Raw genomic sequence first — 15,782 nt, forward strand, 5'->3', positions numbered from 1 at the left:
TTCGGCCGGCTCAGTTGCCGGCCATCAGCGCCGTCCACTTGTCGGACGCGGTGGCGAAATTGGCGACCCAGAACTTTATGTTCTGCTGGTAGCCCTGCTTGGCGTGTTCCGGCGTGTTGGTCAGGAAGGCGGCGACCGAAGCATCCACCTTGGGCTGCGCCTCGGTGTTGATCGGCGAGTAGGATGTCTGCTCGGTCAGGACCTCCTGCGACTTCTTGCCGAGATAGGCGTTGATCAGCGCATAGGAGGCGTCGGTGTCCTTGGCCCCGACCGGGATGGTCAGCTGATCCATGACGACCAGCCAGTCCTTCCACACCGGCGTATAGGCAGCGCCGTTCTTGACCGCCGTCATGGCGCGACCCGTCCACATGATGATCATGTCGGCTTCGCCGGATTCAGCCAACTGCTGGGACTCGGCGCCGGTTTTCCAGAAGATCGTGTCCGGACCGATGGCCTTGATCTTGGCGATGCCCTTGTCGATGTCGGCGGGCGTCATGTTGTCGACCGAGCCGCCGTCGGCCAGGATGCCCTGTTCGATCAGGCCGCCGATCGGGCTGCCGCTGCCGTCGATGGCGCGGGTGCCGGGGAATTTCTTGGTGTCGAAAAAATCTTTCCAGTCCTTCGGCGGGTTGTCCTTGTAGGTCGCGTTCTTGTACATCAGGACGGTGCCGTAGTTCATCGCCGGCACGCTGCACTCGCCGACCTGTCCGGCCGGGATGTGCGAAACGTCCAGCTTGGTCAGGTCGAGCTTCTGGAACAGCTTGCCGCAATGCACGAATGGCGGAAAATCGTCGGTGTCGACGACATCCCAGGTCACATTGCCGGACTCGACCTGCGCCTGAAGCTTGGCGATTTCGGTCGGCCCGTCATTCAGCAGCTTGACGCCGCTCTTGTCGACGAATTCCTTGAGGGCGGCGACCTGGCCGTCCTGGTAGATGCCGCCATAGGAGACGAAGGTCAGCGTCTTGCCTTTCAGCGAACCGTCCGCCACGGTGCCTGCGGGCGGCGCGCTTTGCGCATGAGCCGCGGCAGCGGCAATCAAGGCCAGTGCGGCGGCGCCGACAAGCCCGGACACTATTGATCTGCTTCCCATTTTTAACCCTCCGATTACTCGCTGTTTGATTTTGGCAGTCCGGGTGCGAGTGTTTTCCGGGCTGCATATTGGTCGAGGTCGATGGCGCCGCTTGTCGACGGCGCGATGATCCACAGCACTTCGGCCACCGTGTCGCCGACATTGATGGTCCTGTGCGGCGTCGAGGTCGAATATTCGATGCTGTCGCCCTCTTCGAGGATGAAGCTCTCGTCGCCCAGCGTCAGCTGCAGCCGGCCGCGCAGCACGAGAAACATTTCGTGCGCGTTGCCATGTGTGTAGGGCAGGTCGCCGGTCGAGCCGCCAACGGCGAATTCGCCGCAATAGACTTCCATCTCGCGGATTGGCCGGCGCGACAGCAGCGTCTTGCGATAGCCTTCGCTGGTCGGCAGCGCGGGTCGTTCGGCGCGTGTCAGCACCGCGTGCGGCGAGACTTCGCTTTCGTCGAAAAGATCGGCGAGGCCGATGCCGAGTGCATTGGCGATCAGCATCAGCGTGCTGGTGTTGGCTCCCGAAAGACCGCGCTCGAGTTGGCTCAGGAAACTGGCGGTGGTGCCGATCAAGTCGCCGAGCTGGCGCAGCGTCAGGCGTCGCGCGGTGCGATAGGCCTTGATGCGATCGCCCAACACCGTGGAGCGGCGGGCTTCCGCGCCGGTTGCGGCGTTGTCGTTGAGTGCGTGATCCGCAGCGGTTTTCATGGCGATCTCAGGGTTCACTTAACATGCTATTAAGTGAGGCTTCGTGGCAAGCGGATTCGCTTGGCCACCTGAAAATCACAGATGGGCCAGGCTAACTATTTCCTAGCCGGTGGAGGAATGTCGTCGAAAGGCGCTTTGGTTTGGCGATCGAAAACGACGGCCAGCCCGTTCTTGACGGCAAGCGAGGCGACCATGTCGTCCAGTTCGCGATCGGAAATGGCTGGTTTGAGGATCTGCCGGATGGCCAGATAGGCCTGCTCGGTCGACACATAGTCGTAGCGCTTTTTGCGCGCTTCCACATATTGCTCGATGAGAATGCCCAATCTGCGGGCGGCGATGTCTTCTGGTTGCTGCACGGGAGCCTCCTCAAGCTCGATCGTCTCCAGCCCCCTAAGATGTAAAAACCACGCCGCGAAAGTTAAGGCCGGAAGCCAAAAAAATCGGCTGTCATCGTCGACAAACCTGGTTACGTCGCCTTGCCGACCGCCGCGTCCAGTTCCAGCTCGCCTTCCGAAATGTCGTCGAACGAGGCGTAGTTCATGTTGTAGAGGCGGGCGTAGAGGCCTTTTCGTGCCATCAACTGTTCGTGGTTGCCGCTTTCGACGATCTCGCCGTTCTGCAGGACGATGATGCGGTCGGCGCCGCGAATGGTGGCCAGCCTGTGGGCGATGACCAGCCCGGTGCGGCCTTCCAGCAGTGTTATCAGCGCTTTCTGGATCAGCATCTCGGTGTAGGAATCGATGCTGGCCGTGGCCTCGTCGAGGACCAGGATCTTGGCGTCGGCCACCAGCGCCCGCGCAAAGCTGATCAACTGGCGCTGGCCAAGTGAGAGATTGCCGCCGCGCTGCTCGAGCTCTGTGTCGTAGCCATCGGGCAAGTTCTCGACGAAGTCGTGCGCGCCGACGGTCTGCGCGGCGCGGACCACCTCTTCGCGGCTGGCGCCGGTCTTGTGATAGCAAATGTTCTCCAGCACCGAGCCGGAGAACAGGAACGGCTCCTGCAGTACCATGGCCACCTGATCGCCGAGCGAATCCTGGGTCAGGTCGCGCACGTCGTGGCCGCCGACCAGGACCTGGCCGGACCAGACATCGTAGAAGCGGTGCACCAGCGCCATCGAGCTCGACTTGCCCGACCCGGTCGGGCCGACCAATGCGACGGTCTCGCCCGGATTGACGCGGAAGGAGATGTTCTTCAGCACCGGCAGGTTCTGCCGGTAGCCGAAGGTGACGTTCCTGAACTCGACCGAGCCGTCCATGTCGCGCGACAGCGCAACGGCACCATCCTTGTCGCTGACATCCACCGGCACGTCGAGCACTTCCGAGATACGCTGGCCCGAAGCCATGGCGCGCTGCATGACGCTGTACTGCATGGTGAGCGAGCGGATCGGGTCGAAGAAGCGCTGGATGTAGAACAGGAACGCCACCATGACGCCGACGTCGAGGCTGTGCGACAGCACCATCGAACCGCCGACGACGATGACGGTCGCCATGGCCATGCCGGTCAGCGTGTCGACGATCGGCACCATCACCTGCGCATATTTCGCCGACCTCAGGTGGGCATTGAGATTGGCCAGCACCTTCTCGTCGTAGAGGTCGAAATTGACGTGCTGGCGTTCGAGGCTCTGCACCGTGCGCACGCCATGGATGCCCTCGGCCAGCGCGCCGTTGGCGATCGAATTGGTCTCGTGCGCGGCCATGAAGGCGACCTTGGCACGCGGCAGCCAGAACAGGCGCACGATGAACAGCACCGGCATGGTCGACAGCGTCAGCAGGCCGAGCCGGAAATCCAGCCACAAAAGGACGCTGACGATGCCGAACAAAAGCACGATGTCGCCCACCGACATCACCGACGTCTCGAGGAATTCCTGCATCGAATTGACGTCGCCTTGCAGGCGCGACATCAGGCGGCCGACCTCGGTCTTGTCCATGAAGCTCAGCGAGACGCGCTGCAGGTGGCTGAACATGGCGCGGCGCAGGTCCGACAGCACGTTCTCGGCGACCTTGCCGACGACGCTTTCCTGCACATGGCTGGCGGCATAGTTGATGAGGATGATCAGCGTGAAGGCGCCGATTGCAGAGATCATCACCGACTGGTCGAGCCTGCCTGTCGCCATGCCGTGGTCGATGGCGTAGCGGATGACCAGCGGGATCGCCAGTTGCGTCAGCGTGAACACCAGCACCGCGGCGACCGAGATGAAAATCCGGCCCTGATACGGTTTCACGAAGCTCCAGATACGCCGCACGATGCGCGGATCGTAGGCCTTGCCGAAAACCTCTTCCTCGTCGCGGTGCGAGCCGACGACAGCCTTGGTCGGCCGCCCGCTGGTGTCTTCCTTCTCGTCGTCGCTCTGTCTCGACATCATGCGAGTCCCATAGAAGCGGGCCGATCATCGTCAGGCCGCAGCTGCAGGTCGTAGAGCGCGCGATAGCGCCCGCCGAGCGCCAGCAGCTGCTCATGCGTGCCGCGCTCGACGATGCGGCCGTTCTCGACGAACAGGATCTGGTCGGCATGCATCAGCGAACTCAGCCGATGCGAAATGATCAGCGTCACGCGATCCCTGGCGAAGCGCTTCATCGCCGCTCGGATGCGCTGCTCGGTGCCGGCGTCGATGGCTGCGGTGGAATCGTCGAAGACCAGCACCGATGGCCGCAGCATCAGGCTGCGCGCGATGGTCAGGCGCTGCCGCTGGCCGCCGGAAAGCGAGGCGCCGCGTTCGCCGACGACCGTGGTGTAGCCGGCGGGAAGTCCGATGATGTAGTTGTGCAACTGGGCGAACTCGGCTGCCTGCCCGATGCGGGTCTCGCGTGCCCAGGGATTGCCATAGGCGATGTTGTTCTCGATCGAGGTGGTGAACAGGAACGCGTCCTGCTGCACGACGCCGACGGCCTTGCGCAGCGATTGCAGCGTGACCTTGCTGATGTCCTGGCCATCGATCGTAATGCTGCCCGAGGTGACGTCGTAAAAGCGTGGGATCAGATGCGCGATGGTCGACTTGCCGCTGCCGGGCGGTCCGACGATGCCGATGGTCTCGCCGGACCTCGCCTCGAAGGAAATGCCGGACAACGTCGGCCGGTCGCCCGCGCCCGGATAGCGGAAGCCGACATTGTCAAAGCGCAGCACGCCGTCGGTGACGACGAGATCCGTGGCGCCCGGCGCGTCCTTGATGTCCAGTTCGGCGTCGAGCAGTTCAAACAGCCGGGTGCCGCAGGTCGAGGCGCGCGCGAAGGAATTGACCATCAGGCCGAGCTGGCGCACCGGCATCTGCAGGATGGTCATGAAGGTGAGGAACTGGGCCAGCGTGCCGACGCTGATTTGACCTGCAATCACCTTCTGGCCGCCGAACCAGAGCACCAGGCCCATGGCGGCCAGGAACGAGAAGTTCATGGCGCCGGTGTTGCCGACGCGGATGTCGACGCGCTTGTTGGCAAGGTCGAGTGCATCCTGCTTGGCGCGGTCGAATTTTCCCAGCTCATGCCGTTGTGCAGCGAAGGCTCGCACGACGCGGATGCCGCCGAGATTCTCATCCATCACCCGGCTCAGCACCGACAGGCGCTGCTGCAAGGTCAGCCAGGTGCTGCGCAACGCCAGCTGGGTGACCGAGGAGCGCCAGGCGACGAACGGCACGAAGCTCAGGCTCAACAGCCCGAGCACCAGATCGGTGCTGATCAGCAGGTAGGCGCCGACGCCGATCAACACGCCGAGCAGGACGACGCGCAGGATGCCGGTGGAAAAGAACATGCGCACGCCGTCGAGATCGAGCAGGCCGAGCGTGATCAGATCGCCGGTGTGGACCCGGTCGTGGTAGGAGAAGCTCAGGCGCTGGATCTTCTCGTAGAAAGCCAGGCGCAGCTCATAGCCGGTTCGATGGCCGACGACCTCGCCGTAATAGTTCTGCGCCATGGTGCAGAGACCGCGCAGGATGCTGACGACGAGCAGCGTCAAAGCAGTGTTCCACAGCGCGTGCTCAGCCGCCGCACCGGCCCCGGCAGTCATGACGCCCTGCGCTTGGTCGATGGCGCGTCCCAGCAAGCGTGGAATGAAGAGCTGCAGCGTCGCGGCGATGAAGGTCGAAACGAGGGTGATCGCGACTTGCCAGGGATGGCGCAGCGTCATGCGCACAATCCGGAGCAAGGTGCTGAGGCCTTTGCCCCAGGAGGCTTCGGCCACATGGGCAAACGATTTGCCGCGCTCCGGCGCGCTGCCAATTGCTAGCGTATTCAAAGGAAAATATCCAACCCAATCCGGGCATTAGCCCGGACGAATAGAGCAGACTCAGTTCAGATGGCGTGATGTTACGCGGGTCCGGCTTGGCCGTTCAAGGGCCAATGCCGGCATCGCACTGTGCCTGAAGGGAACATGCTGTCGCGCGTGTTTGGAATGCCGGCAATCCGTTCACGAACCCTGCCGCCAGCAGGCGCGCACGACCCTGAGGTCGTGGCTGATGAACAGATAGGTCGTGTCCTTGTGGCGCTGCAGGTCGTTGAGCAGGGCGGGACCATGGTTCATGGGGACGGCCGAACAGAGCCGTTGACGCTGGCCCCCTTTACCTCCTAGGATTAAATCAAATTGATTTACGTTACTCGCCCGAAGAGGCGGAAATGCCGATCAACAATGGGAGATGAAGTATGACTGCCAGGCTGCCAGACCCGCATTCTCTGCAAGACCCGTCGACGGCTGTTTCACGCCGGCGGCTGCTGATCGGCACGGCTTTCGTCGCCGCGACCATCGCCACGACTTTCTCCTTCGGCGCGCGACCGGCGTCCGCCGAATCGGTGCTCGCCATGCACATCGAGGAGCAGACGAGCTGGGTGCAGAATTTCAACCCCTTCGACCTTGGCGGGCGCCGCCAGAGCACGATGGATTTCGTCTACGAGCCGCTGGTCATCTTCAACGACTATGACAGCGGCAAGCCGATCTTCCGGCTGGCGACGGGCTACAAATTCTCCGACGATCTGAAATCGATCACCTACACGCTGCGCGACGGCGTCAAATGGTCCGACGGTCAACCGCTGACCTCGGCCGACATGAAATTCACGCTCGAGCTGATGCTGAAGAACCCGGCGGTCGACATTGTCGGCGTCGGCGGCAGCGTCGCCTCGGTCGAAGCGCCTTCGCCGACCGAAGTGAAGATCACTCTGAAGGATGTCGACACGCATTTCCCGGAATCTATGGCCGATTTCCCTGTCGTGCCCGAGCACATCTGGAAGGATGTGGCCGATCCGCTCGCCTTCAAGAACGAGAAGCCGATCGGCTCCGGCCCGATGACCGAGATCCGCCGTTTCACGCCGCAGGTCTATGAGCAATGCCGCAACCCGAATTACTGGGACGCCGCCTCGCTGCATGTCGACTGCCTGAAGCTGCCGCAGATCTCCGGCAACGACCAGATGCTAGCACTGCTGCCGGAAGGCTCGATGGACTGGATCGGCTCGTTCCTGCCCGAGATCGACAAGACCTATGTCGCGCTCGACAAGGACCACAATGGCTACTGGCAGCCGCCGGCGGAAACCATCGCCTTCCAGGTGAACTTCAAGACCGCCAATCCGGCGCTGGCCGAGGCCTTCAACGACATCAATTTCCGTCACGCTTTCAGCCTGGTCATGGACCGCACGGCGATGGTGGACATTGCCGGCTTTGACTATCCGGTGGTCAACCTGCACGCCAGCGGCCTGCCGCCGCGCTTCGACGCCTGGCGCAACAAGGCGGCCGAAGGCGACAAGGATGTGTGGATGACCTACGACGTCGACAAGGCCAACAAGGTGCTTGACGACGCAGGCTACAAGAAGGGCGCCGACGGCATGCGCACCACGCCGAAGGGCCAGCCGATCGCCTTCTCGATCATCGTTCCCAATGGCTGGACCGACTGGATCGATGCCGTGCAGATCGCCACCGAAGGCCTGCGCAAGGCCGGCATCAACGCCTCGGTCGCGACACCAGAATACGAGCAGTGGCAAAAGCAGATTCTCGACGGCTCGTTCGATGCGGTCATGAACTCCCGCGCCGACGGTCCGACGCCGTTCCGCGGCTACTACCAGTCGCTGTCGACGGCCTTTGCCGGGCGCATCACCAGTGCGCCGTCGCGCTACTCCGATCCGGAGCTGGACAAGGTGTTCGACGCCTACCGCAAGGCGACCACCGACGAAGACCGCAAGAAGCTGTTCGACCAGGTGCAGGTGATCATCGCCGACAATTTCCCGGTCGTGCCGGTGTTCAACGGGCCGACCTGGTACCAGTATTCGACCAAGCGCTTCACCGGCTGGGTGACCAACGACGAACCGGTGATGAACCCGGAGGACCACGACAACAACCGCATGCGGTTGATGCATCTGCTGCGCCTGAAGCCGGTACAATAAGTCTGAAGTAACGCCCTTCTCCCCTGATGAGGGGAGAGGGGTCCGTGTCGCAAAATCCTGGCTTCGGCGGCGGTCGCCGCGAGGCCGGATGCCGGACATGGTAAGATGCCTGCAGCCGCTTCTTCGTCCGTCGCTTCCAGCGACAGCTTCTCCGCCAAACGGAGAAGGCAATCGAGCACAAGGAATAGCCGATGCGGATTCCTCTTCGACGGCTTGGGGTCTATTTCGTCGCCTTCCTGTTTGCCATCGTGATGAATTTCACCGTTCCCCGGCTGATGCCGGGAAGCCCGGTCGACGGCATGATCGCGCAGCTCGGGCCGCGCGCGACACCGGCGGCGATTGAGGCGATCAAGGCCCGCTTCGGCGCCGTCGAACAGCCGATCCTGGGACAGTTCGTCGACTACATCACCGGCCTCGCCCGGTTCGATCTCGGCGTGTCGGTCAAATATTATCCGCAGACCGTCACCCAGGTGCTTGCCCGTTCGGCCGGCTGGACCGCCTTCCTGGTCACCACGGCGATCATCTTTTCCCTCTGCGTTGGAGTCTCCCTCGGCGCAGTGGCAGCCTGGCGGCGAGGCGGACGCTTCGATGCGTTCGTCTCGCCGTTTTCTGTCGTGCTGATCGCAATCCCACCCGTCATCATCGGCCTGGCGACCCTGTTCACCTTTGGCGTGACGCTGCGCTGGTTCCCGGTCGGCTATGCCTACAATCCCGACCTCGATCCGGGCCTGAACTTCACTTTTTTCGGCAGCGTATTCTGGCACGCGGTGATGCCGGTGCTGACGCTGTCGCCCTATCTGATCGGTGAATTCCAGACGACGATGCGCTCCTCGATGATCTCGGTGCTCGGCGAGGATTATGTCACCATGGGCCGCGCCAAGGGGCTCGGCGAGACCGCGGTGATGTTTTCCTATGCGGCGCGAAATGCCATGCTGCCGGTGCTGACCAATCTGGCGCTGATGCTGGGCGCGGTGTTCGGCGGCTCGATCGTCACCGAAATCGTCTTCAACTATCCTGGCCTGGGGCTGACGCTGTTCACTGCAAGCGTGGCGCGCGACTATCCGGTCATCCAGGGCCAGCTGCTGCTGATGACGATGGCGACACTCGGCGCCAATCTGCTGGTCGACATCCTCTACGGTGTCGTCGATCCGCGCATCCGGGAGGAACGGGCATGAATTTCGGTTGGCAACTTCTGTGGCGGCAGAAGAAGGCCGTCGCCGGCCTGATCATCGTCGCCGCGCTCTGCCTGATGGCGCTCTTCGCACCCATCCTGGCGCCGACCGATCCGGGCGAGCGTGTCGGCCGCTCGCACCAGCCGCCGACCGTCGAGCATTATTTCGGCACCACCAAGATGGGCCGCGACGTCTATGCGCAATTCGTCTGGGGCGCGCGCCCGTCGTTAGCGGTCGGCTTTGCCACCGGCCTGTTCATCACCGCACTTGGCACCATCATCGGGCTGGTCGCCGGTTATTTCGGCGGCCGCACCGATGCGACGCTGGACCTGATCACCAATGCGGTGCTGGTCATCCCCAACATTCCGCTCTTGATCCTGCTTGCTTCCTTCGCCGGCACGGTCGGTCCGGTCGCCATCATGATGATCATCGCTCTGACCTCGTGGCCGTGGGGCGCGCGCATGACGCGGTCGCAGACGATGGCGCTTCGCAACCGCGAGTTTGTGACCGCGGCGCGCATGGTCGGCGAGCCGTCCTGGCGCATCATCTTCGTCGAGATCCTGCCCAATCTGGTGCCGCTGATCGGCATCAACATCGTCGGCTCGATCATCTACGCCATCGTCGCGCAGACGACGCTCGAATATCTCGGCTTCGGCGACCCGCTCAACGTCACCTGGGGGACGATGCTCTACAATGCGCAGAATTCCTCCGCCATCATCGTCGGTGCCTGGTGGGACATCAGCGCGCCGGCCGCCGGCATCGCGCTGGTCGGCCTCGGCCTGGCGCTGTTGAACTTCACCTTCGACGAGATCGCCAATCCGCAGCTGCGCTCCGGTCCGGCGCTCAGCCGTTGGCTGCGCCTCAGCCGTCTGCGCAAGCGCGAACTGGAGGCGGCACGGTGAACGAGGCGCTGCTGCAAATCCGCGACCTCAGCGTCGATTACCTCTTGGACAAGGGCGCCTTCCGTGCCGTCAAGAACGTGTCCTTCGACATTGGCCGCGGCGAATTGTTCGGGCTCGCCGGCGAATCCGGCTGCGGCAAGAGCACGATCGCCTACGCCATCACACGGCTGGCCAAGGCGCCGGCCTGGGTGGCGGGCGGCGAGATCCTGCTCGACGGCCAGGATCTTTTGAAGCTGCCGGAAAGCCGGCTGCAGGAGGTGCGCTGGCGACGGATCGGCATGGTGTTCCAGAGCGCGATGAATTCGCTCAATCCGCTGATGCGGGTCGAGGCGCAGTTCCACGACGTGCTGCACCGGCATACCGGCTCGTCGCGCGAAAGATCGCGGGCGCGCGCCGAAGAGATGTTCAAGCTGGTCGGCATTCCGGCCGACCGGCTGACCGACTATCCGCACCAGTTCTCAGGCGGCATGCGCCAGCGCATCGTCATCGCCATCTGCCTGGCGCTGAAGCCGGAACTGATCATCATGGACGAACCGACGACCGCGCTCGACGTGGTCGTGCAGCGCGAGATCCTCGAACAGGTCATCGACCTGCAACGCGGCTATGGTTTCTCGGTGCTGTTCATCACCCACGATCTACACCTCATGGCGCAGCTCTGCCACCGTATCGGGGTCATGCTGAAGGGCGAACTGGTCGAGGTCGGCGACGTCAGGCAGGTCAGCCGCGCGCCGGCGCACGACTACACGAGAAAACTCTGGGGCGCGATCCCGCAACTGCCCGGCCATCCCCCCGTGAAGGACGCGATCGCATGAACGCCGTGATGACTGTTCCCCCAGCAGCCATCGCGGCCGCGCCGATCGTCAGGCTGGACGGCATCGAGCGCAGCTTCGGCCTGGTGCAGGCGTTGCGCGGTGTCTCGCTGTCGCTGAAGGGCGGCCATGCGCTGGCGCTGGTTGGAGAATCCGGCTGCGGCAAGACCACCTGCGCCCGCATCATCGCGCGCATGGATACCCCGACCGGCGGGGAGATGCTCTATCGCGGCCGCAACATCACGCGGACCGGCACGGCCGCCGAGGAAAAGGCCTACCGCCGCGCCGTGCAGATGGTGTTCCAGGATCCGTTCGCCTCGCTCAACCCGGTGTTTTCGGTACAGCATCATCTGGCGCGACCGCTGGCGCTGCACGGCCACGCCAGGAGCAAAGCGGAGCAGGTGAAGGGCGTCGCCGATCTCCTCAACTGGGTCGGGCTGGAGCCGGCGTTGACCGCGCACAAGTTTCCGCATGAACTGTCGGGAGGCCAGCGCCAGCGCGTCAACATCGCGCGAGCGCTCGCCGTGCAGCCCGACGTGCTGGTCGCCGACGAGCCGACCTCGATGCTCGATGTCTCGATCCGCCTCGGCATCCTCGAACTCCTGGCGCGCATAAAGCAGGAGCGGCAACTGGCGCTACTCTACATCACACATGACATCGCCACCGCCGCCCATGTCGCCGAAGAGGTGATCGTGATGTTCGCCGGCCAGATGGTCGAGTGGGGTGATACACTCTCGGTGATCGGCGATGCCCGCCATCCCTACACGCGATTGCTGCTTTCGGCGGTGCCGGACCCCGACCGGCCGTTCGTGGCTGGTGACAGCGCACGCTTTCTCGGTCACGCCGAGGAGGTGCGCCGCTTGAGCCGGCCATCCTCGACTGAGGTCAATAAGGTCGGCCCCAACCATTTCGTGCGCGCGCTTGGCGCGGTGTCCTGAAATCAACGCCATAGGGTCTCCATGGATTATCTCGTCAATCTTTCGCTGCTTACCCCCGATCCCGAACTCGACGCGCGTGTCCGCCGTGCCGCCGTCACCATTCGCCGGGCGTTGGCGCCAGAACTCGAACTGGTGACTGGCTGGGTGCGGCAAACCTTCAACGCCGGCTGGTCGAGCGAGACGACGGTGGCATTTTCGCGCCAGCCGGCCTCGTGCTTCCTGGCGACGCGCGACGGCGAGCTGGTCGGCTTTGCCGTCTATGATTCGATCGCGCGTGGGTTCTTCGGCCCGACCGGCGTCGGCGAGGCCGCGCGCGGCGCCGGCATCGGCCACGCGCTGCTGCTGGCGACGCTGCTCGACATGTGGGTCATGGGCTATGGCTACGCTATCATCGGCGATGTCGGTCCGTCCGAATTCTACGAGCGCACCGTCGGCGCGACGCAGATCCCGGACTCCGAACCCGGGGTCTATGCCGGCTTGCTCAACACCCATCCCTGATCTCTCGTTCGAAAGCTTGTCATGACGCTTCAATCCAAATCCGCATTCCGTCTGGAAACGACCTGGGCACCGGCCACCGCCACCGACAAGCTCGCCTATTCGCTGACGCTCACCAATTTGTCGTCGAAGGCCATCGAAGGTTTTCGGCTGTGCGTCAGCGGCCCGGCCCGCATCGATCCGGCCGTTACCGTCGAAGGCGGCAGGCTTTCGGAACGGCTGTCCAACCATTCCGAATTCGTGCCGCCAGACGGTTTTGTACTGCAGCCGCGTGAGACATGGACCGTCACCGCGCATGGGCTGAGCTATCCGCTGCGGCACTGGACCGACGGCGCCACCGCTGCCTACCTCGTGCTTGCCGATGGCACCGTGGCCCCAGTTGCGTTGGGTCCGACCAAGGCGATCGGCGACAATGCGGTGTTGAAGCGCGGCGCCGAAATCTATCCGGTGCCCGCGCAGGCGCCCGTGCCGGTTTCGATCATACCGTGGCCACGCACCGTTTCGGTCTCCGGCCGCCGCGCTGTTCCGCAAGGTCTGGCACTTCGGCCGAAGGGAACGGCAGCCGCCGATGCCGCCGGCGCGTTCGGTGACCTTGTCGACAGCCTGTTCGCCGTCGAAGGCATCGTGCGCAACGAGGCCGAAGGCGGCTTGCCGGTCGATCTCGGCATCGCGGACGGATTTGGCCCGGAAGCCTATGCGATCCGCTTTTCAGCTGATGGGGTCGCGGTTTCGGCGGGAACGAGAACCGGATTGTTCTACGGGCTGGTCACGCTCGGCCAGGTCCTGCGCGGGGCGCGATCGCACCCCGAGACGTTTCTGTTCCCGGCCGAAGGCGAAATCCGCGATGAGCCGGCGCTGGGCTGGCGCGCCACGCATCTCGACGTCGCCCGGCAGTTCTACGCAACGGCCGAGATCAAGACTTTCCTGCGCATCCTTGCCTGGAACAAGCTCAACCGGTTCCACTGGCATCTATCCGACGACGAGGCGTGGCGGGTCGAGATATCAGCCTATCCGGAGCTGACGAAAGTCGGCGCGTGGCGCGGCCATGGGTTGCCGGTGCCGCCCCTGCTGGGCTCGGGCCCCGAGCCGAGCGGTGGCTATTACACCAAGGGTGCCGTGCGCGAGGTCGTCGACCTTGCCGGCCAACTCGGCATCGAGGTCGTGCCAGAGATCGACGTACCGGGGCATTGTTATGCGATGCTGCAGGCGATCCCGGAGCTGCGCGATCCCGGCGAGAGCGGCGAGTATTTCTCCGTGCAGGGGTTTCCCAACAATTGCATCAATCCGGCGCGGCCGGAGACCTACGTTGTGCTGGAGAAAATCCTGGACGAACTGATCGAGCTGTTTCCGTTCAAGACCATCCATGTCGGCGCCGACGAGGTGCCGCTGGGCGCCTGGTCCGGTTCGCCGCGGGCGCTGGCGCGGCTCACCGAGGTTGGCGGCGAGGGGCTGGCGGCCGCGCATGCCAAGCGTCTCAACGTGGTCACCAACACGCACGGCGCCGATGAGATCGACGGCTCGGGCGCGGCGGTGCTGCAGGCCGAGTTTCTCAAGCGCATACAATCGTTCCTTGCGTCTCGCGGCTGCATCACCGGCGGCTGGCAAGAGGCGGCTCACGGCAATGTCATCGACATGCAGAAAAGCTACCTCTGCGGCTGGCGAACGGTCGAAGCCTCGGCCGCACTTGCCGGCGAGGGCTACGCGATGGTGGTGTGCCCCGGCCAGGTCTATTACCTCGACATGGCCAACAGTCCGGCCTGGTCGGAACCGGGTGCGGCCTGGGCCGGCTGGTCCGATCCGGAAAAGCTGTATGGCTTCGATCCCGTCGAGGGTTGGACGGACGCGCAGAAGACGAAACTGCTCGGCGTGCAGGCCTGTATCTGGTCGGAGCCGATGACCGACCGCGCCGTCTTCGACCGGCTGGTGTTTCCCCGCATCTCGGCGCTGGCGGAAACGGGCTGGACGCAGCCGGAGAAAAAGTCCTGGGAACGGTTCAAGGCGCTCGCCGGGCTGATGCCGGTGCTCTACGGGGCGACCTAGGAACTCCCGTTCGCCTAGCCGGCGTGCGGCTTTTGCAGGACGTCGAACTGCGGGTTGGTCTCGGAGAAGATCGGCAGCGCGGCAGCACCAAGAACCGAAGTGTCCTTGCCGGCGGCGCCGACAAGGACACGCGGCACGGTGCGGGCCCTGGTCGAGCTGACCGAGAGGTACAACGGGTCGAGCCGACTGGCCAGGAGCTCGATGACGCCGACCGGCATGAAACCGCCGAGGACCACGGTTTCGGGATCGAGCGCGAGTTCTAGCATGTTGATTGCCTGGCGCAGCGGATCGATTGCCTGGGCGACCCACGCTTCCAGACTGTCGCCATTGGCCAGCAATGCCTGGAGCAATTCCGGCGAGGCATGATCGGGATCGGGGATTTCCAGGCACTCATAGGCGGCGCGCAACGAGACATAGCGTTCGAGACAGCCGCGCTTGCCGCAGCCGCATTCGAGGCCACCGGGCTTGACGATCATGTGGCCGATCTCGCCGGCATTGTGGCGGCTGCCCTTGTAGAGATGGCCGTCCAGGAACAGGCCGGCGCCAAGGCCGGTACCGATGAACAGATAGACGAAGCTGCCGAGGTTGCGGGCAACGCCATACAGCCGCTCGCCGATGGCGGCGGCGGTGGCATCGTTCTCGACCGTTACCGGAATGCCGGTCAGCCGCTGCAGCTCTTCGGCGACGGGGAAATCCTGCCAGCCGGGCAGCGCTGTCGGCCCGACCGACGTCATGCCCTCGACGTCGAACGGACCCGGCATCGCCATGCCGATGCCAAGCAGGCGGCTGCGGTCGAAACGAAACTTGCGCATCAGGTCGCCGGCTGTCGCGGCCAGCAAAGGCATCGCCTGTGCCGGTGTCGGCCGGTCGACCGGGCGCTCGATGCGGGCGCGAACCGTGCCTGACAAATCGGTGATGACGCCGACCGCCAGCTGGTGGTCGAGCTGCAGACCGATCGAATAGCCGCCGTCGGGATTGATCGAGTAGGGGACCGCCGGCTGGCCGCGTGCGCCCTTCAGCGTGGCTTGCGCGCGAAGCAGCTGTTCCTGCTCGAGTTCCTCGACGATATTGGAGATGGTCTGCGTGCTCAGTGCCGTCAGGCGCGCGATTGCCGCCCGCGACAAGGCACCGTTGGTCCTGATCGCTTCGATCACCACGCGGCGATTGTGTGACTTGGCCTGTTCGAGATTGGTGCCAGCGATGGCTTTTCTAGGGGGCATGTGCGCGTTACCAACGAACCTTCCGCAGAAAACAAATCAAGTTGATTTAATTATACGCAATGGTAGCT

At 63.8% G+C, this 15,782-nt stretch carries 13 protein-coding genes; 7 read left to right on the top strand and 6 right to left on the bottom strand.

Annotated elements, in window-relative coordinates; all coding sequences use genetic code 11:
* Nucleotides 1-10 precede the first annotated feature (10 nt).
* The 5 genes from AC07FD_RS23135 to AC07FD_RS23155 form a co-directional block, all read right to left on the bottom strand.
* A complete protein-coding gene (locus tag AC07FD_RS23135; RefSeq protein WP_478351711.1) occupies nucleotides 11-1,093 on the bottom strand; it encodes an extracellular solute-binding protein in 1,083 nt (360 codons plus the stop codon).
* Between the two features lie 14 nt (nucleotides 1,094-1,107).
* Nucleotides 1,108-1,788, bottom strand: coding sequence for a helix-turn-helix domain-containing protein (locus AC07FD_RS23140; RefSeq protein ID WP_478351712.1), 681 nt, complete (start codon nucleotides 1,786-1,788; stop codon nucleotides 1,108-1,110).
* A 95-nt stretch (nucleotides 1,789-1,883) separates the two neighbouring features.
* Nucleotides 1,884-2,144 carry a hypothetical protein gene (locus tag AC07FD_RS23145; RefSeq protein ID WP_478351713.1) on the bottom strand — a complete coding sequence of 87 codons (261 nt, stop codon included), beginning with the start codon at nucleotides 2,142-2,144 and terminating at the stop codon, nucleotides 1,884-1,886.
* Between the two features lie 110 nt (nucleotides 2,145-2,254).
* A complete protein-coding gene (locus tag AC07FD_RS23150; RefSeq protein WP_478351714.1) occupies nucleotides 2,255-4,147 on the bottom strand; it encodes an ABC transporter ATP-binding protein in 1,893 nt (630 codons plus the stop codon).
* Entirely contained in the window at nucleotides 4,147-6,009 is a 1,863-nt protein-coding gene (locus tag AC07FD_RS23155) for an ABC transporter ATP-binding protein (protein ID WP_478351715.1), read from the bottom strand. Before AC07FD_RS23155 ends, AC07FD_RS23150 begins: the two co-directional genes overlap by 1 nt.
* A 404-nt stretch (nucleotides 6,010-6,413) precedes the next feature.
* On the opposite strand from AC07FD_RS23155, the gene AC07FD_RS23160 reads away from it, so the two are divergent.
* From AC07FD_RS23160 to AC07FD_RS23190, 7 genes are all read left to right on the top strand, one after another.
* Nucleotides 6,414-8,138 carry an ABC transporter substrate-binding protein gene (locus AC07FD_RS23160; protein ID WP_478351716.1) on the top strand — a complete coding sequence of 575 codons (1,725 nt, stop codon included), beginning with the start codon at nucleotides 6,414-6,416 and terminating at the stop codon, nucleotides 8,136-8,138.
* A gap of 191 nt (nucleotides 8,139-8,329) precedes the next feature.
* A complete protein-coding gene (locus AC07FD_RS23165) occupies nucleotides 8,330-9,313 on the top strand; it encodes an ABC transporter permease (RefSeq protein WP_095091099.1) in 984 nt (327 codons plus the stop codon).
* On the top strand, nucleotides 9,310-10,212 hold the full coding sequence (locus AC07FD_RS23170; RefSeq protein WP_477399350.1) for an ABC transporter permease: 903 nt from the start codon (nucleotides 9,310-9,312) through the stop codon (nucleotides 10,210-10,212). The genes AC07FD_RS23165 and AC07FD_RS23170 overlap by 4 nt, the downstream gene beginning before the upstream one ends.
* Nucleotides 10,209-11,024, top strand: a complete 816-nt coding sequence (locus tag AC07FD_RS23175) for an ABC transporter ATP-binding protein (RefSeq protein ID WP_478351717.1) — start codon at nucleotides 10,209-10,211, stop codon at nucleotides 11,022-11,024. Before AC07FD_RS23170 ends, AC07FD_RS23175 begins: the two co-directional genes overlap by 4 nt.
* Nucleotides 11,021-11,959 carry an ABC transporter ATP-binding protein gene (locus AC07FD_RS23180; protein WP_478351718.1) on the top strand — a complete coding sequence of 313 codons (939 nt, stop codon included), beginning with the start codon at nucleotides 11,021-11,023 and terminating at the stop codon, nucleotides 11,957-11,959. Before AC07FD_RS23175 ends, AC07FD_RS23180 begins: the two co-directional genes overlap by 4 nt.
* Before the next feature lie 21 nt (nucleotides 11,960-11,980).
* The gene (locus tag AC07FD_RS23185; protein ID WP_478351719.1) at nucleotides 11,981-12,457 is read left to right on the top strand and encodes a GNAT family N-acetyltransferase; all 477 of its coding nucleotides are present in this window, start codon (nucleotides 11,981-11,983) and stop codon (nucleotides 12,455-12,457) included.
* Nucleotides 12,458-12,478: 21 nt separating this feature from the next.
* Nucleotides 12,479-14,494 (top strand): beta-N-acetylhexosaminidase, encoded by a 2,016-nt coding sequence (locus AC07FD_RS23190; protein WP_478351720.1) that lies wholly within the window; start codon nucleotides 12,479-12,481, stop codon nucleotides 14,492-14,494.
* A gap of 14 nt (nucleotides 14,495-14,508) precedes the next feature.
* Here AC07FD_RS23190 and AC07FD_RS23195 read toward each other — a convergent pair whose 3' ends face one another.
* Complete coding sequence (locus AC07FD_RS23195) at nucleotides 14,509-15,714, bottom strand: ROK family transcriptional regulator (protein ID WP_478351721.1); 1,206 nt, start codon at nucleotides 15,712-15,714, stop codon at nucleotides 14,509-14,511.
* Nucleotides 15,715-15,782 lie beyond the last annotated feature (68 nt).

The organism is Mesorhizobium waitakense, from assembly GCF_056431085.1.

What these genes read in the sequence shown, in the direction of transcription:
- AC07FD_RS23135 (WP_478351711.1), bottom strand. Translation starts at nt 1,093, where the DNA reads ATGGGAAGCAGATCAATAGTGTCCGGGCTTGTCGGCGCCGCCGCACTG.
- AC07FD_RS23140 (WP_478351712.1), bottom strand. Translation starts at nt 1,788, where the DNA reads ATGAAAACCGCTGCGGATCACGCACTCAACGACAACGCCGCAACCGGC.
- AC07FD_RS23150 (WP_478351714.1), bottom strand. Translation starts at nt 4,147, where the DNA reads ATGTCGAGACAGAGCGACGACGAGAAGGAAGACACCAGCGGGCGGCCG.
- AC07FD_RS23160 (WP_478351716.1), top strand. Translation starts at nt 6,414, where the DNA reads ATGACTGCCAGGCTGCCAGACCCGCATTCTCTGCAAGACCCGTCGACG.
- AC07FD_RS23165 (WP_095091099.1), top strand. Translation starts at nt 8,330, where the DNA reads ATGCGGATTCCTCTTCGACGGCTTGGGGTCTATTTCGTCGCCTTCCTG.
- AC07FD_RS23170 (WP_477399350.1), top strand. Translation starts at nt 9,310, where the DNA reads ATGAATTTCGGTTGGCAACTTCTGTGGCGGCAGAAGAAGGCCGTCGCC.
- AC07FD_RS23180 (WP_478351718.1), top strand. Translation starts at nt 11,021, where the DNA reads ATGAACGCCGTGATGACTGTTCCCCCAGCAGCCATCGCGGCCGCGCCG.
- AC07FD_RS23185 (WP_478351719.1), top strand. Translation starts at nt 11,981, where the DNA reads ATGGATTATCTCGTCAATCTTTCGCTGCTTACCCCCGATCCCGAACTC.
- AC07FD_RS23190 (WP_478351720.1), top strand. Translation starts at nt 12,479, where the DNA reads ATGACGCTTCAATCCAAATCCGCATTCCGTCTGGAAACGACCTGGGCA.
- AC07FD_RS23195 (WP_478351721.1), bottom strand. Translation starts at nt 15,714, where the DNA reads ATGCCCCCTAGAAAAGCCATCGCTGGCACCAATCTCGAACAGGCCAAG.